Genomic DNA, 20,303 nt, shown 5'->3' with positions numbered 1-20,303 from the left:
GGTCGGCGACCCGCCCGTGCCGTGGTGGCCGTCGTCGCGGCGGGCGCGGTCCTCGTGGCGTGCAGCGACGGGAACGTGCAGTCCCAGGCCGACGGCAAGGGCGGCGGGATCGGCGGAGCCCAGCAGGCGCCCCAGGAAAAGCCGCGGCCGATGGACGTCGAACTCGCGACGAGCGATCCCCGGGCCAGTGGCGGCGTGATCGCCGCGGGCGATCAGGACGCGGTCTACAACTACAGCCCGACCGTGATGCGGGACGGCGGCAAGCTCAAGATGTGGTGGTGCAGCCAGTACGGCAGCGCCCAGCCGCCCGGTGACGACGTCCTCTACGCGCAGTCGCCCTCGCTCGACGGTCCCTTCACCGGTCCGTCCGGCGGTGGCCCGGCGGCGGTCTTCTCCGGCGCCCCCGGTGGTTTCGACGGGATGCACACCTGCGACCCGTCGGTGATCAAGGTCGGCTCGACCTACTACATGTATTACACCGGCGCGGCGGGCGATCACGCCCTCGGCAACTCGATCGGCCTCGCGACCAGTCCCGACGGGCTCAACTGGACCCGCGCGGCCGGCGGGCAGCCGATCATCGGGCCGGCGCACGACGTCCACCGCGCCAACGTCTACGGCGCGGGCCAGCCCTCGGCGGTGTACCTCGATGGCTGGTTCTACGTGCTCTTCACCGACACCACGGCCAAGGCCGCCGGGTGGAACGGTGCGGGGCAGTTCCTGCTCCGCGCTAGGGACGCGGCGTTCACCCGGGGCGTGGAGACGCTGGGGGAGCAGGGCTTCGTCGCCAAGCCCACGACGATCTCGCCGCGCACCCGCTCGCTGGTCGACGGGTTCAGCACCGACCTCATGTGGGTCGGTGCGCTCGATGCCTTCGTGATCGCGCACGAGACCGACGCCGGCACCACGCTCACCTTCTGGACCAGGGACTTCTCCGCGCAGCCGTACCGGCCGTCGCTCATCCCCGGCGCCTGGAAGGAGGGCCCCGGCCTGGTCCGGCGGCCCGACGGGCACGCGCCGCTCTCGTCGGGCGACGTCTGCGACCGGGTGCCCTTCGACGTCGTCCGCGCCACGGTCGTCGGCGGCGCGGGGGCGCCGACCGACCTCAAGCATTTCGGCCTGGACGTCCGCGGTTCGCGCGCGTGCGACGGCGACGCCCGGATCCGGACCTCGTTCGAAGGCGTCGCGATGCCCTCGCCGCAGCGGACCATCGACCTGGTGGCCGACGGCAAGCTGGTGCGGGTCGACCGGCGCTCGGTGGCGGCGGCGCTCGCGGGCGAGGTGCTGGACCAGCGGCTCAAGGTCGTCGACAAGTTCTCGCAGGCCGCGCGGTTGAGCGCCGGGGCGAAGACGGTGCACGCGCCCGGTCGAGGGTTCGGTGTGGTGCTCGACGGCAAGCTCTACGCGGTGCCGGACGCGGGGACGGCGGCCCTGAACGACTCGACCGTCGAAGAGATCAGCGATCAGGCCTGGGACGGCTTCCCGGCCGGTTTCTCGCTCGCCGGCTGATCCTCGTCGTCGCCGGTCTTGGTGATGCGGCCGCCGACGAACAGGCCGATCCCGGCCGGGATGAGCACCAGCAGGGCCGAGAAGGCGGCGCCGCCGGTTAGTGCGCCGCCGAGTTCCGAAGCGCCGGTCTGGTCGACGAACACCGCGCGGCCGATCACGTACAGCACGCCCGAGACCGGGCCGGCGATCAGCGCCGCGATGAACCAGTTCTTGCCGCGTTCGGGTTTGCCCTGCCAGGCGTCCACGGCGCCCCAGCCCGCCGCCGCGCCGACCAGGACGGCGAGGGCGAGGGAGGTGACGAGGGTCTTGTCGGTGGGGTTGAAGACCTCGTACTTGGCCAGCACGGTGACGGCCGCGCCGTGCAGCAGCGCCATCACGAGTCCACGAGTCAGCCACGGTGCCATTGGGGGAGTTTAACTCGCCAGTAGCGACCGGTGGGCTCACCTGCCGATGGTGCGCGGCCGTCCAGTCCGTGAAGGCCTCCTTGCCTACCCTGAAGGTAGTGAAGGAGGCCTTCACGGAATCGGTGACCGCCACATTCGCCCCAGGTACACCAGTAGCCACGATGAATGCGCGTGAAGGGCCCCTTCCCTCGGCTCAGCCGCGTGAAGGGGGCCTTCACGCGACGACGCTGTGACTAGTGGGGTTGTTGGGGCGAAAGGGTGCTTTCCCTGTCCGTGAAGGCCTCCTTGAGGGACCCAGAGTCCCTCAAGGAGGCCTTCACGGACGAACGCGCGCCACAGTGAACGCAAGCAGCAGGCGAAACGCGTGCCGGTAGGCGCCCACCCCCTAAACTCCATGACGTGCGTGAATACTTCTCTCGCCGCCGCGCGGCGCTGCGTTCCCTGCTGGCCGACTCCGGGGTGGACGCGCTGCTGGTCACGGACCTGCTCAACATCAGGTACCTGACCGGCTTCACCGGGTCCAACGCCGCTCTCCTCGTCCACGGGAGCGGCGACGACAAGACGATCTTCTGCACCGACGGCCGCTACCAGGTCCAGTCGGCCACGGAGGTGCCCGACCTCGAACGGGTGCTGGACCGCGCGAGCGCGGCGAAGCTGGCCGATCTGGCCGCCGAGAAGAAGCTCGGCAAGACCGGCTTCGAGAGCCAGCACGTGAGCGTCGAGCAGCACGAGGACCTCAAGGTCCGCTTCGACCGCGTCGAGCTGGTCCGGACGCCGGGGCTCGTCGAGCAGCTGCGGCTGGTCAAGGACGAGCAGGAGATCGAGGCGCTGCGCCAGGCGTGCGCGGCGGCCGACCGGGCGCTGGAGGACCTGGTGTCCGCCGGCGGGCTCCGGCCGGGCCGCACCGAGCTCGACGTCGCCCGCGACCTGGAGAACCGCATGCTCGGCCACGGGTCGACCGGGCCTTCGTTCGACACCATCGTCGCGGCGGGCGCCAACTCCGCGATCCCGCACCACCGGCCGACCTCGGCGCCGCTCGAGACCGGCGGATTCGTCAAGATCGACTTCGGTGCCACGGTCGACGGCTACCACTCCGACATGACCCGCACGTTCGTCATCGGCAAGCCCGCGGCGTGGCAGGAGGAGATCTACGAGCTGGTCCAGCGCGCGCAGGCGGCGGGCTGCGACGCCGTCCTCCCCGGCGCCGAAGTGTCCGAAGTGGACAAAGCGGCCCGTGGCGTGATCGTCGACGCGGGGCGCGGCGAGGAGTTCGGCCACGGCCTCGGCCACGGCGTCGGACTGCAGGTGCACGAGGCGCCCAGCCTGGCCACCACCGGCGTCGGTACACTGTCCGCCGGTATGGCCGTCACCGTCGAGCCTGGTGTGTATCTGCCCGGACGCGGAGGCGTGCGCATCGAGGACACGCTGGTCGTGCGGGAAGGTACGCCCGAACTCCTCACGCTGAGCACCAAGGAACTCGTGGTCGTCTGACGACGGCCCGGAAGATCGACACAGGAGACTGCACACTCGTGGCCACCACCAACGACCTGAAGAACGGGCTCGTCCTCAACCTCGACGGCCAGCTCTGGACCGTCACCGCGTTCCAGCACGTCAAGCCGGGCAAGGGCGGCGCGTTCGTTCGCACCACGCTCAAGCACGTGCTGACCGGCAAGGTCGTCGACAAGACCTTCAACGCGGGGACGAAGGTCGACACGGCCACCGTCGACCGCCGCAACATGACCTACCTGTACAAGGAGGGTCAGGACTTCGTGTTCATGGACGCGGAGACCTACGACCAGATCACCGTGCTGAACGAGACCGTCGGCGACAACGCGAACTACCTTCTCGAGAACACCGAGGTCCAGGTCGCGGTGCACGAGGGTGTCCCGCTGTACATCGAGCTGCCGACCTCGGTCGAGCTGATCGTCCAGCACACCGACCCCGGCCTGCAGGGTGACCGCTCCACTGGTGGCACCAAGCCGGCCACCCTGGAGACCGGCGCCGAGATCCAGGTGCCGCTGTTCCTCACCACCGGCGAGAAGATCAAGGTCGACACCCGCGACGGCCGCTACCTGGGCCGCGTTTCCAGCTGATGGCCGACTCAGCCAAATCGGGCAAGTCGCCGAACCGCGGCGGGCCGATCAGCCGTCGTCAGGCCCGCAAGCGCGCGGTCGAGATGATGTACGAGGCCGCCCAGCGCGGTGCCGACGCGGTGACGCTGCTGGCGGACCGGGTCGGTTCGGTCGAGGTCGACCCGATCGCGGACTACACGATCTCGCTGGTCGAGGGCGTCACCGGCCGCAAGACCCAGATCGACGAGCTGCTCGCGGAGCACGCTCAGGGCTGGACGCTGGACCGGATGCCGCCGGTGGACCTGGCCGTGCTGCGGGTCGGCGTCTACGAGCTGCTGTGGGCCGAGGACGTGCCGGACCCGGTCGCCATCGACGAGGCCGTCGGGCTGGCGAAGGAGCTGTCGACCGACGACTCGCCGCGTTTCGTCAACGGCGTGCTCGGCCGGATCGGCACGATCGCCGACAGGCTGCGCGCGGTCCTCTAGAAGACGTACGACAACGGGCCGTGTCCTCTGCCGAGGGCACGGCCCGTTCTCGTGCTCGGTGGTGCCGGTTGGCGTTTCCGGTCCCCCCGGACCGAAAACGTCGCCATCTCTAGTCCTCTTTGGACGGTCGAGCCTCGGGCGGCAGCACACCCCAGTCGATCAGCTGCTCGGTGAGCTCGCCGGGGGTCATGTCGTAGATGATCGCCAGCGAACGCAGGTCTTCGGTGCGAATGGAGAGCACCTTGCCGTTGTAGTCGCCGCGCTGGCTCTGGATGGTGGCGGCGTAGCGGGCGAGCGGCCCGACCTTCTCCGCCGGGAGCTGCTGGAGACGCTCCAGGTTGATGACGATCTTCGTGGCGGGCTCGGCGCCCGACGGCACCCGGCCCTCCGGCAGGAGCTCGACCACCGGGACGCCGTAGAAATCGGCGAGCTCGGCGAGCTTCTGCACGGTGACGGCGCGGTCCCCGCGCTCGTACGAACCGACGACGACGGCCTTCCAGCGGCCTCCGGACTTCTGCTCGACCCCGTGCAGGGACAGGCCCTGCTGCTGGCGGATCCCGCGGAGCTTGGCCCCGAGCGCCTTGGCGTAATCGCCCATCTGGTGGTTCTCCGTTTCCTCACCCCCAACCGGTCGGGGTGACCGGTCCAGGGGACTCCTAGAGTCGAATACTCAGAGTAATGGTTACGCATAGTTGTCACCAGGTCAAGCGGGTGCTTTCGAGAGGCCTTCGTCACCTGGGGCGCGCCACTCGTAAGAATGAGCCATCGCTCCTGCTAGTGTCGGGGGGATTTCCTCGCTACGCAGGAAGTCGACGTCCTTTAAGGACCCGTCCAGAGAGGCGGGGAAGGAGGTCCGCCTTGTCGTCACGCCCGCGTGGCGCGGCGGAACCGGCGGGAGAGCGCGAGCTGCTCTCGTCCGGCGATGTCGCGCGCACGATCGCCCGAATGGCCCACCAGGTCATCGAGAAGACCGCTCTCGGTGCCGGTGGCTCGACTCCGCCCGTGTTGCTGGGCATCCCCACCAGGGGAACGCCGCTCGCCCTGCGGCTCGCGGACAAGATCGCCGAGTTCTCCGGTATCCGTCCGCCGACCGGCGCGCTGGACATCACGCTCTACCGTGATGATCTCCGCCGCCGCCCGCCCCGCGCGCTCGAACATTCGCAGCTGCCGCCGACCGGTATCGACGACGCGGTGGTGATCCTGGTCGACGACGTGCTGTTCTCCGGCCGCACCATCCGCGCCGCCCTCGACGCCCTGCGCGACCACGGCCGCCCGCGCGCGGTCCAGCTCGCCGTGCTGGTCGACCGCGGTCACCGCGAACTGCCGATCCGCGCCGACTACGTGGGCAAGAACGTGCCCACCTCGCGCGCCGAGGGGATCGAGGTCCTGCTGTCCGAAGTGGACGGACGGGACACGGTTCTGCTTCGCGCGCAACCAGAAGGAGATCGATCGTGAAGCACCTGCTCGCCACCGACGGGCTCGACCCGGCGCTCGCGACAGCCGTGCTGGACACCGCCGAAGAGCTCAAGCACACCTTGCTGGGCCGCGAGGTCCGCAAACTGCCGACGTTGCGCGGCCGCACCGTCATCACGCTGTTCTACGAGAACTCCACCCGCACCCGCGTCTCGTTCGAGATCGCGGGGAAGTGGATGAGCGCCGACGTGATCAACGTCTCCGCGTCCAGTTCCTCGGTCAACAAGGGCGAATCGCTGCGGGACACCGCGCTGACGCTGGCCGCGGCCGGTGCCGACTGCGTGATCATCAGGCACCCCGCTTCCGGTGCGGCGCAACGGCTTTCGGGCTGGCTCGCCGAAGCGGGGACGGCGGTCGTCAACGCCGGGGACGGCACCCACGAGCACCCGACGCAGGCGCTGCTCGACGCGGCCACACTGCGGGAGCGCCTCGGCTCGTTCGAAGGCCGCCGCATCGGGATCGTCGGCGACGTCCTGCACAGCCGGGTCGCGCGGTCGAACATCCACCTGCTGTCCTCGCTGGGCGCGGAGGTGGTGCTCGTCGCGCCGCCGACGCTGCTGCCCGCCGGCGTGGAGAGCCTGCCGGTCACGGTGTCGCACGAACTCGACGCCGAACTGCCCGCGCTCGACGCGGTCATGATGCTGCGAGTCCAGGCGGAGCGCATGCACGGGGGTTTCTTCCCGAGCGCGCGCGAGTACTCGATCGCCTACGGCCTCAACGAACGACGGATGAAGCTCCTGCCCGAGCACGCCGTCGTCCTGCACCCCGGCCCGATGCTGCGCGGGATGGAGATCGCCTCGGCGGTCGCCGACTCCCCGGCCTCGGCCATCACCGAACAGGTCCGCAACGGCGTCCACGTGCGCATGGCGGTCCTCTACCACCTGCTCGCCAGCGAAGGAGCCGCCGCGTGACCACCGTCCTGATCAAGGGCGCCCGACCCTACGGCGAGGGCGATCCGGTCGACGTGCTCGTCGAGGACGGGGTCATCACCGACATCGGTTCCCTCGACGCGCCCGAAGACGCTGAAGTGATCGAAGCGGGCAGCCAGGTGCTGCTCCCCGGTTTCGTCGACCTGCACACCCACCTGCGCGAACCCGGCCGCGAGGACACCGAGACGATCGCCACCGGTTCGGCCGCGGCCGCGCTCGGTGGCTACACCGCGGTGTTCGCCATGGCCAACACCGATCCGGTGGCCGACAACGCGGTGATCGTCGACCACGTCTGGCGCCGCGGCCAGGAGGCCGGGCTGGTCGACGTGCACCCGGTCGGCGCGGTCACCGTGGGCCTCAAGGGCGAGAAGCTCGCCGAACTGGGCACCATGGCGAAGTCCGAAGCCCGGGTGAAGGTCTTCTCCGACGACGGCCTTTGCGTCGCGGACCCGCTGCTCATGCGCCGCGCGCTGGAGTACTCGACGGCGCTGGGCGTGGTCATCGCGCAGCACGCCGAGGAGCCGCGGCTGACCGTCGGCGCGCAGGCGCACGAAGGCGAGCAGGCCGCCCGCCTGGGCTACACCGGCTGGCCCGCCTCGGCGGAGGAGTCGATCGTCGCCCGCGACTGCTTGCTCGCCGAGCACGCGAACGCGCGGCTGCACGTCTGCCACGTTTCGACCTCGGGCACCGCGGACATCCTGAAGTGGGCCAAGGACCGCGGCACCAAGGTCTCGGCCGAGGTCACCCCGCACCACCTGCTGCTGACCGACGAGCGGCTCGCGACCTACGACCCGGTCAACAAGGTCAACCCGCCGCTGCGCACGGAATCCGACGCCGAAAAGCTGCGCGCCGCGCTGGCCGAGGGCGTCATCGACTGCGTCGCCACCGACCACGCGCCGCACGCGGTCCAGGACAAGGACTGCGAGTGGAGTCACGCCCGCCCGGGCATGCTCGGCCTGCAGACCGCGCTGTCGATCGTGGTCGAGACCATGGTCCGCACCGGCCTGCTGGACTGGCGGGGCGTGGCGCGGGTGATGAGCGAGCGGCCGGCCGAGATCGGCAACCTGACCGACCACGGCCGTCCGATCGAGGTCGGCGAACCCGCCAACCTGACGCTGGTGGACCCGGACACCGAATGGACCGTGCGAGGGGCCGAGTTCGCGAGTATCGCGGCCAACACCCCGTACGAAGGAATGCGGCTCCCCGGCGTGGTGACGGCGACGTTGCTGCGCGGGCGGATCACCGCGCGGGAAGGGAAGATCGCGCAATGAGTGACCGGATCCTGCTGACCTTGGCGGTCTTCGCCTTCTTCCTCTTCTGCGTGTTCCTGATGTGGCGCGGCTGGCGGCGGAAGTCCCGGGCGCAGAGCGTCCAGGTCCCGCCGTTCGCCGAGATCCCCACGGAACCCGGCGAGGCGTCGCTCGAATCGACCGGCCTCTACGTCAGCACGACGACCGCCGGGCACTGGCAGGACCGCGTCGTCACCCGCGGCGCGGGCCTGCGCACCGGCGCGGTGTGGCGCCTGCACGGAGACGGCATCGCCATCGAACGCGGCGGCGCCCCGGACTTCTGGATCCCGCGCGCCTCGGTCACCGGCGTCCGCAAGGACAAGGGGATGGCCGGGAAGGTGATGGGCATCGACGCGCTGCTCGTCATCACCTGGCTGGCCGGCGACGTCGAGCTGGACACCGGATTCCGCGGCGACGACGTCGACGACTATCCACAGTGGATCGAAGCTTTGCAAGACACCCGCAACGACATCAAGGGAGGTGCCTGATGAGCACCGCGAACAACACCAGGACCCCCGCCGCACTGGTCCTCGAAGACGGCAGGGTGTTCCGCGGTTCCGCGTACGGCGCCCGCGGCCGCAGCCTGGGTGAGGCGGTGTTCTGCACCGGCATGACCGGCTACCAGGAGACGCTGACCGACCCCTCCTACCACCGGCAGATCGTGGTCCAGACCGCGCCGCAGATCGGCAACACCGGCTGGAACGACGAGGACGACGAGTCCTCGCGCATCTGGGTCTCGGGCTACGTCGTCCGCGACCCCGCGCGCACCCCGTCCAACTGGCGTTCGAAGCGCACGCTGGACGAGGAACTGGAGCGCCAGGGCGTCGTCGGGATCTCCGAGGTGGACACCCGCACGCTGACCCGGCACCTGCGCGAGCAGGGCGCCATGCGGTCCGGCGTCTTCTCGGGCGACGCGCTGGGCTCCGACGAGGAGATGCTCGCGCAGGTGCAGGCGAGCCCGCAGATGAAGGGCGCCGACCTCGCCGGTGAGGTCAGCACGAAGCAGGCGTACGTCGTCGAGGCGCAGGGCGAGCGGAAGTTCCGCGTGGCCGCGCTGGACCTGGGCATCAAGTCCAACACCCCGCGCCTGATGGCCGCGCGCGGCATCGAGGTGCACGTGCTGCCCTCTTCGTCCACTGTGGACGATCTGCTCGCGGTCGAGGCGGACGGGGTGTTCCTGTCCAACGGTCCCGGCGACCCGGCGACCACCGCGCACGCGACGGAGCTGACGAAATCGGTGCTGCAGCGGGAGATCCCGCTGTTCGGCATCTGCTTCGGAAACCAGATCCTCGGCCGCGCGCTGGGGCTGGGCACCTACAAGATGCGCTACGGCCACCGCGGCATCAACATCCCGGTGATCGACGTGGCCACCAAACGGGTCGCGATCACCGCGCAGAACCACGGTTTCGCCCTCGAAGGCGAGCCGGGCCAGCGGTTCGAGACGCCGTTCGGCGCCGCGCAGATCTCGCACTACTGCCCGAACGACGACACCGTCGAAGGTGTCCGCGCGTTCGACGTCCCCGCGTTCTCGGTGCAGTACCACCCCGAGGCCGCCGCCGGCCCGCACGACGCGGCCCCCCTGTTCGATGAGTTCGTGAGCTTGATGGAGAAGGCCAAGTAATGCCGAAGAGGACAGACATCCAGCACGTGCTGGTCATCGGCTCCGGGCCGATCGTGATCGGCCAGGCGGCCGAGTTCGACTATTCCGGCACCCAGGCCTGCCGCGTGCTGCGCCAGGAGGGGCTGCGCGTCTCGCTGGTCAACTCGAACCCGGCGACCATCATGACCGACCCCGAGTTCGCCGACTCCACCTACATCGAGCCGGTCACCCCGGAGTTCGTCGAGAAGGTCATCGCCGAGGAGCGCCCCGACGCGATCCTCGCGACCCTCGGCGGGCAGACGGCGCTGAACTGCGCCGTCGCCCTGCACGAGCGCGGTGTGCTGGAGAAGTACGGCGTCGAGCTGATCGGTGCCGACGTCGAGGCCATCCAGCGCGGCGAGGACCGGCAGAAGTTCAAGGACATCGTCCGCACGATCGGCGGCGAGGTGCCGCGTTCGCGGGTCTGCCACGACATGGACGAGGTCCGCGCGACCGTCGCCGAGGTCGGCCTCCCGGTGGTCATCCGGCCGTCGTTCACCATGGGCGGGCTCGGCTCGGGCATGGCGCACACCGACGAGGAGCTGGAGCGCCTCGCCTCCACCGGCCTCACCGAGTCTCCGGTCACCGAGGTGCTCATCGAGGAGAGCGTCCTCGGCTGGAAGGAGTTCGAACTCGAGCTCATGCGCGACCGGCACGACAACGTGGTGGTCGTCTGCTCGATCGAGAACTTCGACGCGATGGGCGTGCACACCGGCGACTCGGTCACCGTCGCGCCGGCGATGACCCTGACCGACCGCGAGTACCAGCACATGCGCGACGTCGGCATCGCGGTGCTGCGCGAGGTCGGCGTCGACACCGGCGGCTGCAACATCCAGTTCGCGATCAACCCCGAGGACGGCCGCATGGTCGTCATCGAGATGAACCCCCGGGTCTCCCGCTCCAGCGCGCTGGCCTCGAAGGCGACCGGGTTCCCGATCGCCAAGATCGCCGCGAAGCTCGCCATCGGCTACACCCTCGACGAGATCCGCAACGACATCACGGGCGAGACCCCGGCGGCCTTCGAGCCGACGCTGGACTACGTCGTGGTGAAGGTGCCGCGGTTCGCCTTCGAGAAGTTCCCGGGTGCGGACCCGACGCTCACCACGACGATGAAGAGCGTCGGCGAGGCGATGTCGTTCGGCCGCAGCTTCCCCGAGGCGCTCGGCAAGGCGCTGCGGTCCATCGACACCAAGGCCACCGGCTTCTGGACCCGCCCCGACCCCGAAGGCGCGTCGCTGGAGTCCGCCCTGGAGGCGCTGCGCACCCCGCACGACGGGCGGATCTACGAGGTCGAGCGGGCGCTGCGGTTCGGCGCCACCGTCGAGCAGGTGCACGAGGCCTCCGGGATCGACCCGTGGTTCATCGACCAGATCGCCCTCATCGGCGAGGTCGGCGCCGAGGTGCGTGACGCCCAGGTGCTCGACGAGCCGCTGCTGCGCCGCGCCAAGCGGATCGGTCTCTCCGACCGCCAGATCGCCTCGCTGCGGCCGGAACTGGCAGGCGAGGACGGCGTCCGCGCGCTGCGCCGCCGTCTCGGTGTGCGGCCGGTGTACAAGACCGTCGACACCTGCGCGGCCGAGTTCGCGGCCAAGACGCCGTACCACTACTCGGCCTACGAGACCGACCCCGCGGCGCAGTCGGAGATCACCCCGCAGACCGAGAAGCCGAAGGTGCTGATCCTCGGCTCCGGGCCGAACCGCATCGGGCAGGGCATCGAGTTCGACTACTCGTGCGTGCACGCCGCGATCGCCTTGCGCGAGGCCGGTTTCGAGGCCGTCATGGTCAACTGCAACCCCGAGACCGTCTCCACCGACTACGACACCTCGGACCGGCTCTACTTCGAGCCGCTGTCGTTCGAGGACGTCCTCGAGGTGGTCAACGCCGAGCAGGAGTCGGGCACCGTCGCCGGCGTCATCGTGCAGCTGGGCGGCCAGACGCCGCTCTCGCTCGCGAAGCGCCTCGCCGACGCCGGTGTGCCGGTGATCGGCACCTCCCCGGACGCGATCCACCTCGCCGAGGACCGCGGCGCGTTCGGCGAGGTCCTCACCGACGCCGGGCTGCCCGCGCCGAAGTACGGCACGGCGACCTCGTTCGAGGGCGCGAAGCGGATCGCCGACCAGATCGGCTACCCGGTCCTCGTGCGGCCGTCCTACGTGCTCGGCGGACGCGGCATGGAGATCGTCTACGACGAGGAATCCCTCGCCGGCTACATCCACCGCGCCACCGAGGTCACCCCCGAGCACCCGGTGCTGGTGGACCGGTTCCTCGACGACGCCATCGAGATCGACGTCGACGCGCTGTTCGACGGCGACGAGCTCTTCCTCGGCGGCGTCATGGAGCACATCGAGGAGGCCGGGATCCACTCCGGCGACTCCTCGTGCGCGCTGCCGCCGATCACGCTGGGCCGGACCGACATCGAGACGGTGCGCCGCTCGACCGAGGCCATCGCGCGCGGCGTCGGCGTCCGCGGGCTCCTGAACGTCCAGTACGCGCTCAAGGACGACGTCCTGTACGTCCTGGAGGCCAACCCGCGCGCGTCGCGGACGGTGCCGTTCGTGTCCAAGGCGACCGCGGTGCCGCTGGCGAAGGCCGCCGCGCTGATCATGACCGGCTCGTCGATCAAGGATCTGCGCGAATCCGGTGTCCTCCCGGCCGAGGGTGACGGCGGCCACATGCCCGCCGATTCGCCGGTCGCGGTCAAGGAGGCGGTCCTGCCGTTCCACCGCTTCCGCACCCCCGAGGGCCACGGTGTCGACTCGCTGCTCGGCCCGGAGATGAAGTCCACCGGCGAGGTCATGGGCGTGGACGTCTCCTTCGGCAAGGCGTTCGCCAAGTCGCAGGCCGGTGCCTACGGTTCGCTGCCGACGTCGGGCAAGGTGTTCGTCTCCGTCGCCAACCGCGACAAGCGTTCGCTGGTGTTCCCGGTGAAGCGCCTGGCGGATCTCGGGTTCGAGATCCTCGCCACCTCGGGTACCGCGGAAGTGTTGCGGCGCAACGGGATCGCCTGCACCGTCGTGCGCAAGCACTACGAAGGTTCCGCCGAAGGCGAACAGAACGTCGTGGATGTCATCCTCAGCGGCGAAGTGCAGATGGTGATCAACACCCCTTACGGCAACAGCGGTCCGCGGATCGACGGCTACGAGATCCGCACCGCCGCGGTGTCGCGCGACATCCCCTGCATCACCACGGTGCAGGGCGCGGCGGCGGCCGTGCACGGGATCGAGGCCGTCATCAAGGGCGACATCGGCGTGCGGTCGCTGCAGAGCCTGCAGGCGGCGCTGAAGGCCAAGGCATGAGCGAGCGGTTCGGGGCGAGGCTGGCGCGGGCGGTCGCGGAGAAGGGACCGCTCTGCGCCGGCATCGACCCCCATCCCGGGTTGCTCGAAGCGTGGGGTCTCCCGGCGGACGCGGGCGGGCTGGAGAAGTTCGCCCTCACGGCCGCTGAGGCGCTCGCGCCCGAGGTCGCGGTGATCAAGCCCCAGTCGGCCTTTTTCGAGGCCTACGGGCCTCCTGGGGTCGCTGTTCTGGCCAAGACGATGAAGGTGTGCCGGGAAGCGGGCGCGCTCGTCCTGCTGGACGTCAAACGCGGCGACATCGGTTCGACGATGGCGGCGTACACGGCGGCGTTCCTGCCCGCCGGCGCGGAACTCGAGGCCGACGCCATCACGGTGTCGCCGTACCTCGGGTTCGGTTCGCTGGCGCCCGCGATCGACGTCGCGCAGGCGCAGGGCAAGGGGCTGATCGTCCTCGCGCGTACTTCGAACCCGGAGGCGCAGGGACTGCAGAACGCCTTGCTGCCCAACGGAAAGACCGTCGCGCAGGACATCGTCGACACGGCGGCCGCGTACAACGCGGGCGTCGGCCCCCTGGGTGACATCGGTGTCGTCGTCGGCGCCACCATCGCGCCGGGAGAGCTCGACCTGAGCAAGCTGAACGGTCCGATCCTGGCACCCGGTTTCGGGGCCCAGGGAGCCACCGTGGCCGATCTCCGGGGCCTTTTCGGCCCAGGACTCCCGGGGGTCCTCCCGGCGTCCTCCCGTGACGTCCTCAAGCACGGACCGGACCCGGAGGCGTTGCGTGCGGCCGTTCGGCGGACCCGGGATTCCCTCGGACCCCTGGAAAAAGGCCAATAGCAGGCCCGGGAATCCGTCATGACCAGCCACCCCCGCATTGTGGGCCGAGGTAACGGGTGGGTACCGTCGCCACACCCACCCAGATTTGAGAACTACCGGAGGAAAACGTGGCACTTCCCCAGCTGACAGAGGAACAGCGCGCTGCGGCGCTGGAGAAGGCCGCCGCCGCCCGCCGCATCCGTGCTGAGCTGAAGGAGCGGCTGAAGCGGGGCGGTACCACTCTGGTCGACGTGTTGAAGCAGGCCGAGGAGAACGAAGTCCTCGGCAAGATGAAGGTCTCGGCTCTGCTCGAGGCTCTTCCGGGCGTCGGCAAGGTCCGTGCCCAGCAGACCATGGAACGACTGGAGATCGCACCCAGCCGTCGTCTTCGCGGCCTCGGCGACCGGCAGCGCAAGGCGCTGCTGGCCGAATTCAGCGGCGAGTGAGCGGCATCGGTCAGGACCACCCGGTGAACCCGGGCGCTGACCGCGGCGGTGAGCCGGTGGCGGGAGTCGAATCCCGGCACCGGCTCACGGTCGTCTCAGGGCCTTCGGGGGTCGGGAAGTCGAGCGTGGCCAAGGAGCTGCGCAAGCTGGATCCGGAGATCTATTTCAGCGTCTCGGTGACCACCAGGAAGCCGAGGCCGGGTGAGGTGGACGGCGAGCACTACCACTTCATCGACCGGGCCGAGTTCGACCGCATGGTCGCCGAGGGCGCACTGCTCGAACACGCCGAGTTCGCGGGCAACTGCTACGGCACCCCGCGCGGGCCCGTGGAGCGGGTGCTGGCCGAGGGCCGCAACGCGATCCTGGAGATCGAACTCCAGGGCGCGCGGCAGGTCCGCAAGGCGATGCCGGAGGCCCGGCTGGTGATGCTGATGCCGCCGTCGTGGGACGAACTGGTCGGCAGGCTGACCGGCCGCGGCACCGAGAACGAAGCCGCCGTGAAGGCCAGGCTGGCCGAGGCCGAACGCGAACTCGCCGCCGCCGGGGAGTTCGACGAGCGCGTCGTCAACGCCGACGTGCGGGAGGCCGCCGAGCAGTTGCTAAACTTGATAACCGGCGACAAGTAAACCGAAGATTCGGAGCACCACGAGTGACGACTCAGGCCACGCTGCACGAAGAGCTCGAAGGCATCACCAACCCGCCCATCGACGACCTCCTCGAGAAGGTCAGCTCGAAGTACGCGCTGGTGATCTACTCGGCCAAGCGCGCTCGCCAGATCAACGACTACTACGCCCAGCTGGGCGAGGGTCTCCTGGAGTACGTCGGCCCGCTGGTCGAGCCGGGCCCGCGCGAGAAGCCGCTGTCCATCGCCCTGCGCGAGATCCACGGCGGTCTGCTCGAGCACACCGAGGGTGAATAAACCCCGGATCGTTCTGGGCGTGGGTGGCGGGATCGCCGCCTACAAGGCCTGTGAGGTCCTGCGCGGACTGACCGAATCCGGTCACGACGTCCGCGTGGTCCCCACCGAAGCCGCGCTGAACTTCGTCGGCGCGGCCACCTTCGAGGCACTGTCCGGGAACCCGGTGCACACCGGCGTGTTCACCGAAGTGCCCGAGGTCCAGCACGTCCGCGTCGGCAAGGAAGCCGACCTGGTGATCGTCGTGCCCGCGACGGCGAACCTGCTCGCCAAGGCCGCGCACGGCATCGCGGACGACCTGCTGACGAACACCCTGCTCACCGCCCGGTGCCCGGTCGCCTTCTTCCCGGCGATGCACACCGAGATGTGGGAGCACCCGGCCACCCGCGACAACGTGGCGCTGCTGCGTTCGCGCGGCCTGGTCGTCGCCGAACCCGCCGCCGGCAGGCTGACCGGCAAGGACACCGGCAAGGGACGGCTCGCCGACCCGGCCGAGATCGTCGACCTCGCCCGGCTCCTGCTCGCCGTGCCGAAGGCCCTCCCGCGCGACCTCGAAGGCGTGCGCGTGGCCATTTCGGCCGGTGGTACCCGCGAGCCGCTGGATCCGGTCCGGTACCTGGGCAACCGCTCGTCGGGCAAGCAGGGTTACGCGCTGGCCCGCGTCGCCGCCCAGCGCGGCGCCGAGGTCACGCTGGTCACCGCGCACACCGTCGCGCTGCCGGAGCCCGCGGGCGCGAAGGTCGTCCACGTGTCGACCGCCGAGGAGATGCGCCAGGCCATGCACGCCGAGGCCGCCTCCGCCGACGTCCTCGTGATGGCCGCCGCCGTCGCCGACTTCCGGCCATCGAACCGGGCCGACCACAAGATCAAGAAGTCCGACGACGCGCCGGATCCCGTCGTCGAGCTCGCCCGCAACGCGGACATCCTCGCCGAACTGGTGCGGAATCGCGCCCAGGGGCAAGTGGTCGTCGGTTTCGCCGCCGAAACAGGGGACGATAAGGGTGGCGTCCTCGACCACGCCCGGGTCAAACTCAAGCGCAAGGGCGCGGATCTGCTGGTGGTGAACGCCGTCGGTGAAGGGAAGGCGTTCGGGACCGAGGACAACTCGGGCTGGCTGCTCGGGGCCGACGGCACCGAGATCCCGATTCCGCTTGGCGCCAAGGCAGAACTCGCGTCCACATTGTGGGATGCTGTTGTGACCTTGATGAAGCGTTGAGAGCCCCCAAAGCGATAGTCAGTAGGCTTGAGTTCGAGCTGAGGGGTGCCTAACTTTCTAGGCATCAGACGTCTAGGTGAGGGAGTGACGGGCACCGTGACCGCGTCCACGAGCAGACTGTTCACATCGGAATCGGTGACTGAGGGTCATCCCGACAAAATTTGCGATGCCATCAGCGACTCGATCCTCGACGGCCTGCTGGCCAAGGACCCGCGCAGCCGCGTGGCGGTCGAAACCCTCATCACCACCGGCCAGGTGCACGTCGCCGGCGAGGTGACCACCGAGGCGTACGCGGACATCCCGACCATCGTCCGCGACGTGATCCTGAAGATCGGCTACGACTCGTCGGCCAAGGGCTTCGACGGCAACTCGTGCGGCGTCAACGTCGCGATCGGCTCCCAGTCGCCGGATATCGCCCAGGGTGTCGACACCGCGTACGAGTCCCGCGTGGAGTCCGACGAGGACGAGATCAACCGCCAGGGCGCGGGCGACCAGGGCCTGATGTTCGGCTACGCCTGCTCGGACACCCCCGAGCTGATGCCGCTGCCGATCGCGCTGGCGCACCGGCTTTCGCAGCGGCTGACCCGGGTCCGCAAGGACGGCGTGCTGCCGTACCTGCGCCCGGACGGCAAGACCCAGGTCACCATCGAGTACGCCGGCGACCAGCCGGTGCGGCTCGACACGGTGGTCGTGTCCACCCAGCACGCGGACGGCATCGACCTGGAGCAGATGCTCGGCGTCGACGTCCGCGAGCACGTGGTCTCCCCCGAGATCGCCGACCTCGGGCTCGACACCTCCGACGTCCGGCTGCTGGTCAACCCGACCGGCCGCTTCGTCATCGGCGGCCCGATGGGCGACGCGGGCCTGACCGGCCGCAAGATCATCGTCGACACCTACGGCGGCATGGCCCGCCACGGTGGCGGCGCGTTCTCGGGCAAGGACCCCTCCAAGGTGGACCGCTCGGCCGCGTACGCGATGCGCTGGGTGGCGAAGAACGTCGTCGCCGCCGGGCTCGCGGCCCGCGCCGAGGTCCAGGTCGCGTACGCGATCGGCAAGGCGGCCCCGGTGGGCCTCTTCGTCGAGACCTTCGGCACCGAGACGGTCGACCCGACGAAGATCCAGGCCGCCATCACGGAGGTCTTCGACCTGCGTCCGGCCGCGATCATCCGCGACCTCGACCTGCTTCGCCCGATCTACGCGCCGACGGCCGCGTACGGCCACTTCGGCCGTCCCGAGCTGGCGCTCCCGTGGGAGAGCACGGCGCGGGCCGCGGACCTGAAGTCGGCCGCGGGCGCCTGATCCCGTTCCGTGAAGGCCTCCTTCCCTACCTTGAGGGTAGGGAAGGAGGCCTTCACGGCATCTTCGGGTCGGAGCCTGGTTGCGCGTGTGTCGTCCATCCAGTCACGCGTGTCGTCCGCCGGATCACACGTGTCGTCCCTTCAACCACGCGAGGCCGCCGGCATGAGACCCCGGTCTGTGTGGTGCTGGCGCGTCTCCGCTTGCCGGAGGTACATGAAGGACCCCTTCCTGTACCTAGGCGCAAGGAAGGGGGCCTTCATGTACTCAGGATGGGCCTTGCACTCCACAGCGAGATGGCTCCAGCAGCGCGTGCAATGAACGGTCCGTTACTTGCAAATTTCGCAAGTAACGGACAGTTCATTGCACGCGGTGACGGGCACCGGCGACAGCGTCTGGTAGAGATCACCGGGTGAGCAGCAGTCCCGAACCGACCCCTCTGTGGGACCTTCCGGAGCCGAAGGCCGAGCCGGCGCGGAAGGCCAAACCGGCGCGCGCGAAAACGGCCAGCCGTCGTGGGGCGCAGAACCCCGCGCCCGAGAACCCGGTCGCGCGGATCGTCGTGGACATCCCGCTCACCCATCTCGACCGCACCTTCGACTACCGGATCCCCGAGAAACTGCACGAAACCGCCGTCCCCGGCTGCCGGGTGCGGGTCCGGTTCGCGGGCCAGCTCGTCGACGGGTACCTCGTCGAGCGCGCCGACACCACGGAGTTCACCGGCAAGCTCGCGTACATCGACCGGGTGACCTCCAGCGAGCCCGTGCTGCCCCCGGCGCTGCTCACGCTCTGCCGGTCCGTCGCGGACCGCTACGGCGGCACGCTCAGCGACGTCCTACGGCTCGCGATCCCCTCCCGGCACGCGAAGGCCGAGGGCGAACCGCCCGCCGAGCCCGCGCCGACGCCGGAACCGCCCGACACCACCGCCTGGGAGAAGTACCAGAGCGGTCCGGCGTTCCTGGAGGCCGTCGCGGAACGGCGGCCGGCCAACGCGGTCTGGCAGGCGCTGCCGGGAGAGGACTGGCCTCGCCGTCTCGCCGAAGCGGCCGCCGTCGCGGCTTCGGCGGGCCGGGGGGTGGTCATGGTCGTGCCCGACCATCGTGACCTGACCCGGCTGCACGACGCGTGCGTTTCCTTGCTGGGCCCCGAATCCGTGGTCGCGCTGATCGCGGGGCTCGGCCCCGCCGAGCGGTATCGCCGCTGGCTCGCGGTGCTGCGCGGCGCGGTGCGCGTCGTCGTCGGCACACGCGCGGCGATGTTCGCGCCGGTCGCCGATCCCGGCCTGTTCGTGGTGTGGGACGACGGCGACGACGTCCACCTCGACCAGCACGCGCCGTATCCGCACGTCCGCGACGTGCTGATGGATCGCGCGCACGCCGCGAAGGGCTCCATGCTCGTCGCCGGTTTCGCGCGGACCGCCGAGGCGCAGTTCCTGGTGGAATCGGGCTGGGCGCAGCCGCTCGTGGCCGCCCGTCCGGAACTGCGGGCGGCGGCGCCGCGGGTCACTCCGGTCGGCGAGGACTTCGACGTCGCCCGGGACGAAGCGGCCAAGGCCGCGCGGCTCCCGTCGGTCGCCTTCGAGGCGGCGCGGCAGTCGCTGGCAGGCGGATTCCCCGTGCTGGTGCAGGTCCCGCGCCGCGGGTACGTCCCGGGGCTCGCGTGCGGCAACTGCCGGACGTCGGCGCACTGTCGTCGTTGCGCCGGCCCGCTTTCCCTGCCGGGCGGGCTGATCGACGGCGCGCCGAGGCCGCCCGCCTGCCGGTGGTGCGGCGTCCCCGAGACGAACTTCCATTGCGCGGCTTGCGGTTCGGTGCGGCTGCGGGCGGTCGTCGTCGGGTCGAAGCGCACCGCGGAGGAACTGGGCCGCGCGTTCTCCGGGTTCCCCGTGCGGACGTCGGGCGCGACGGAGGTTTTGGCTTCAGTGCCGGGAAAGCCGGCGCTGGTCGTGTGCACGCCGGGAGCGGAGCCGGTCGCGGAAGGCGGCTACGGCGCGGCGCTGCTGCTGGACGGCTGGGCGCTGCTGGGGCGGCAGGACCTGCGCGCGGGGGAGGAGACCCTGCGCCGCTGGATGGCGGCGGCGGCCCTGGTGCGGCCGGGGACCGAAGGCGGCCGCGTGTTCGTGGGCGCGGAAGCGGGCCTTTCGGTGGTGCAGGCGCTGGTGCGCTGGGACCCGGGCTGGCACGCGAGCCTCGAACTCGCCGAGCGGCGCGAACTCGGGTTCCCGCCCGCGATGCGGATGGCGAGTATCGAAGGCACGCCGGACGCGGTCGCCGGACTGCTCGACGACCTCGCCCTCCCGGAGACCGGCGAGGTGCTGGGCCCGGTGCCGCTCGGCGAGGTCGACGAGGACGGCAACGCCGAACGGGAGCGGGCGCTGGTGCGCGTCGCGCGTCCGGACGGGAAGGCGCTCGCCGCGGCCGTCCACGCCGCGGCCGCCCGCCGGGACGCGCGTAAGGCGTCCGAGCCCATCCGGATCCAGCTGGACCCGCTGGAACTCATCTAGCGCCCCGCGTTTCGTCCT

At 70.3% G+C, this 20,303-nt stretch carries 19 protein-coding genes; 17 read left to right on the top strand and 2 right to left on the bottom strand.

What is annotated here, in order from left to right:
* Positions 1 to 21 precede the first annotated feature (21 nt).
* Positions 22 to 1,506, top strand: a complete 1,485-nt coding sequence (locus tag DMC61_RS06765) for a beta-xylosidase (RefSeq protein WP_125688127.1) — start codon at positions 22 to 24, stop codon at positions 1,504 to 1,506.
* On the opposite strand, the gene DMC61_RS06760 is transcribed toward DMC61_RS06765, so the two are convergent.
* Entirely contained in the window at positions 1,461 to 1,880 is a 420-nt protein-coding gene (locus tag DMC61_RS06760) for a B-4DMT family transporter (protein WP_037343941.1), read from the bottom strand. The two genes, DMC61_RS06765 and DMC61_RS06760, sit on opposite strands and share 46 nt — an antisense overlap.
* Before the next feature lie 429 nt (positions 1,881 to 2,309).
* Here DMC61_RS06760 and DMC61_RS06755 point away from each other — a divergent pair, with 429 nt between their 5' ends.
* Genes DMC61_RS06755 through nusB form a run of 3 tightly spaced genes read left to right on the top strand, consistent with a single transcriptional unit; the run spans position 2,310 to position 4,467 of the window.
* Complete coding sequence (locus DMC61_RS06755) at positions 2,310 to 3,401, top strand: Xaa-Pro peptidase family protein (protein WP_016333096.1); 1,092 nt, start codon at positions 2,310 to 2,312, stop codon at positions 3,399 to 3,401.
* A gap of 38 nt (positions 3,402 to 3,439) precedes the next feature.
* The gene (gene efp, locus DMC61_RS06750; protein WP_016333097.1) at positions 3,440 to 4,003 is read left to right on the top strand and encodes an elongation factor P; all 564 of its coding nucleotides are present in this window, start codon (positions 3,440 to 3,442) and stop codon (positions 4,001 to 4,003) included.
* The gene (nusB, locus tag DMC61_RS06745) at positions 4,003 to 4,467 is read left to right on the top strand and encodes a transcription antitermination factor NusB (RefSeq protein ID WP_016333098.1); all 465 of its coding nucleotides are present in this window, start codon (positions 4,003 to 4,005) and stop codon (positions 4,465 to 4,467) included. The genes efp and nusB overlap by 1 nt, the downstream gene beginning before the upstream one ends.
* A 109-nt stretch (positions 4,468 to 4,576) precedes the next feature.
* Here the strand turns inward: nusB and DMC61_RS06740 are convergent, their stop codons facing one another.
* Entirely contained in the window at positions 4,577 to 5,065 is a 489-nt protein-coding gene (locus DMC61_RS06740) for a transcriptional regulator (RefSeq protein ID WP_003096372.1), read from the bottom strand.
* A 260-nt stretch (positions 5,066 to 5,325) separates the two neighbouring features.
* On the opposite strand from DMC61_RS06740, the gene pyrR reads away from it, so the two are divergent.
* The 13 genes from pyrR (at position 5,326) to DMC61_RS06675 (ending at position 20,285) form a co-directional block, all read left to right on the top strand.
* Entirely contained in the window at positions 5,326 to 5,922 is a 597-nt protein-coding gene (pyrR, locus tag DMC61_RS06735) for a bifunctional pyr operon transcriptional regulator/uracil phosphoribosyltransferase PyrR (protein ID WP_016333099.1), read from the top strand.
* Complete coding sequence (locus DMC61_RS06730; protein ID WP_034311667.1) at positions 5,919 to 6,851, top strand: aspartate carbamoyltransferase catalytic subunit; 933 nt, start codon at positions 5,919 to 5,921, stop codon at positions 6,849 to 6,851. The genes pyrR and DMC61_RS06730 overlap by 4 nt, the downstream gene beginning before the upstream one ends.
* Entirely contained in the window at positions 6,848 to 8,140 is a 1,293-nt protein-coding gene (locus tag DMC61_RS06725; RefSeq protein WP_125687660.1) for a dihydroorotase, read from the top strand. The genes DMC61_RS06730 and DMC61_RS06725 overlap by 4 nt, the downstream gene beginning before the upstream one ends.
* Positions 8,137 to 8,646 carry a transporter gene (locus DMC61_RS06720; protein WP_125687658.1) on the top strand — a complete coding sequence of 170 codons (510 nt, stop codon included), beginning with the start codon at positions 8,137 to 8,139 and terminating at the stop codon, positions 8,644 to 8,646. The genes DMC61_RS06725 and DMC61_RS06720 overlap by 4 nt, the downstream gene beginning before the upstream one ends.
* Positions 8,646 to 9,779, top strand: coding sequence for a glutamine-hydrolyzing carbamoyl-phosphate synthase small subunit (gene carA, locus DMC61_RS06715; protein ID WP_125687656.1), 1,134 nt, complete (start codon positions 8,646 to 8,648; stop codon positions 9,777 to 9,779). Before DMC61_RS06720 ends, carA begins: the two co-directional genes overlap by 1 nt.
* Entirely contained in the window at positions 9,779 to 13,093 is a 3,315-nt protein-coding gene (gene carB / locus DMC61_RS06710) for a carbamoyl-phosphate synthase large subunit (protein WP_016333104.1), read from the top strand. Before carA ends, carB begins: the two co-directional genes overlap by 1 nt.
* Positions 13,090 to 13,929 (top strand): orotidine-5'-phosphate decarboxylase, encoded by an 840-nt coding sequence (gene pyrF / locus DMC61_RS06705; RefSeq protein WP_125687654.1) that lies wholly within the window; start codon positions 13,090 to 13,092, stop codon positions 13,927 to 13,929. The genes carB and pyrF overlap by 4 nt, the downstream gene beginning before the upstream one ends.
* A gap of 107 nt (positions 13,930 to 14,036) precedes the next feature.
* The gene (mihF, locus tag DMC61_RS06700; RefSeq protein ID WP_003096398.1) at positions 14,037 to 14,354 is read left to right on the top strand and encodes an integration host factor, actinobacterial type; all 318 of its coding nucleotides are present in this window, start codon (positions 14,037 to 14,039) and stop codon (positions 14,352 to 14,354) included.
* The gene (gmk, locus tag DMC61_RS06695) at positions 14,351 to 14,980 is read left to right on the top strand and encodes a guanylate kinase (RefSeq protein ID WP_125687652.1); all 630 of its coding nucleotides are present in this window, start codon (positions 14,351 to 14,353) and stop codon (positions 14,978 to 14,980) included. Before mihF ends, gmk begins: the two co-directional genes overlap by 4 nt.
* A 23-nt stretch (positions 14,981 to 15,003) precedes the next feature.
* On the top strand, positions 15,004 to 15,273 hold the full coding sequence (gene rpoZ, locus DMC61_RS06690; protein ID WP_005152353.1) for a DNA-directed RNA polymerase subunit omega: 270 nt from the start codon (positions 15,004 to 15,006) through the stop codon (positions 15,271 to 15,273).
* The gene (gene coaBC, locus DMC61_RS06685; RefSeq protein WP_199749919.1) at positions 15,266 to 16,486 is read left to right on the top strand and encodes a bifunctional phosphopantothenoylcysteine decarboxylase/phosphopantothenate--cysteine ligase CoaBC; all 1,221 of its coding nucleotides are present in this window, start codon (positions 15,266 to 15,268) and stop codon (positions 16,484 to 16,486) included. The genes rpoZ and coaBC overlap by 8 nt, the downstream gene beginning before the upstream one ends.
* Positions 16,487 to 16,582: 96 nt before the next feature.
* The gene (metK, locus tag DMC61_RS06680; protein WP_199749933.1) at positions 16,583 to 17,785 is read left to right on the top strand and encodes a methionine adenosyltransferase; all 1,203 of its coding nucleotides are present in this window, start codon (positions 16,583 to 16,585) and stop codon (positions 17,783 to 17,785) included.
* 409 nt (positions 17,786 to 18,194) lie between these two features.
* A complete protein-coding gene (locus DMC61_RS06675; RefSeq protein ID WP_125687650.1) occupies positions 18,195 to 20,285 on the top strand; it encodes a primosomal protein N' in 2,091 nt (696 codons plus the stop codon).
* The last annotated feature ends 18 nt before the right edge of the window (positions 20,286 to 20,303 follow it).

The sequence above is a fragment of the Amycolatopsis sp. WAC 04169 genome, assembly GCF_003947535.1.
GTDB classification, from domain to species: Bacteria; Actinomycetota; Actinomycetes; order Mycobacteriales; family Pseudonocardiaceae; genus Amycolatopsis; species Amycolatopsis keratiniphila.
The sequence above is the reverse complement of the archived record's forward strand: the minus strand, read 5'-3'. Positions and strand labels throughout refer to the sequence as shown.

Excerpts from the sequence above, each read along its gene's own strand:
- DMC61_RS06760 (WP_037343941.1), bottom strand. The coding sequence starts at position 1,880 with ATGGCGCTGCTGCACGGCGCGGCCGTCACCGTGCTGGCCAAGTACGAG.
- nusB (WP_016333098.1), top strand. The coding sequence starts at position 4,003 with ATGGCCGACTCAGCCAAATCGGGCAAGTCGCCGAACCGCGGCGGGCCG.
- DMC61_RS06740 (WP_003096372.1), bottom strand. The coding sequence starts at position 5,065 with ATGGGCGATTACGCCAAGGCGCTCGGGGCCAAGCTCCGCGGGATCCGC.
- DMC61_RS06720 (WP_125687658.1), top strand. The coding sequence starts at position 8,137 with ATGAGTGACCGGATCCTGCTGACCTTGGCGGTCTTCGCCTTCTTCCTC.
- carA (WP_125687656.1), top strand. The coding sequence starts at position 8,646 with ATGAGCACCGCGAACAACACCAGGACCCCCGCCGCACTGGTCCTCGAA.
- carB (WP_016333104.1), top strand. The coding sequence starts at position 9,779 with ATGCCGAAGAGGACAGACATCCAGCACGTGCTGGTCATCGGCTCCGGG.
- pyrF (WP_125687654.1), top strand. The coding sequence starts at position 13,090 with ATGAGCGAGCGGTTCGGGGCGAGGCTGGCGCGGGCGGTCGCGGAGAAG.